Source organism: Falcatimonas sp. MSJ-15 (assembly GCF_018918265.1).
Taxonomy (GTDB): domain Bacteria; phylum Bacillota; class Clostridia; order Lachnospirales; family Lachnospiraceae; genus Falcatimonas.
The window spans coordinates 1-677 of the sequence record NZ_JAHLQC010000064.1; the positions used below are offsets into that span (position 1 = coordinate 1).

A 677-nucleotide genomic window follows, 5' to 3' on the forward strand; every position below is an offset into this window, starting at 1 on the left:
GAGTACGACCAGGCAGGAAGAATAAGCACAGTAACATATCCTGACAGCACACTGGTGAGATATACATATGATCTTAACGGCAACATAACAACGGTAACAGACTGGAATGGCAGAGTAACGACATACAGCTATGACAGCAGCCAGAGAGTAACAGAGACAGTATCACCAGACGGAACAGTCACATCGAAGACCTATGACGCTGCCGGCAACCTCGCAACACTTAAGGCAGTGAACACATCAGGAGAGACAGTAATATCATATGTCTACAGCTATGATGCTGCAGGAAGACTTGTAAAAGAAGAGAGCCAGACAGAGGGAATAACATACACATACGAATATGACAGCCTTGACAGGGTAACTCTGAGACATCAGACCGGAGCTGATGGAATAAAAGATGAGAGATACAGCTATGACGCTGCCGGCAACATAACACAGAGAAGCAGTGACACAGGAACAGTCACAATGGAATACAGCACCGGCAACTGCATAACATCATACAACGGAACAGAGACAGTAACAGATGCAGACGGCAACCTTGTACAGGCATACACCGAAAGCGGCAAAAAAGAATATGTCTACGACAGCCGAAACAGACTTGTAAAAACATCATCATCGCAGTACACTTATGATGATGAGAACTACAGGATAAAAAGCGGTACAGAAGAATACTGTTATGA

Annotated in this window: 1 pseudogene; it reads left to right on the forward strand. The window is 44.6% G+C overall.

Going from position 1 to position 677, the window contains the following annotated elements:
* Positions 1-677, forward strand: a pseudogene (locus KQI85_RS16390) (hypothetical protein); the annotation flags it as partial.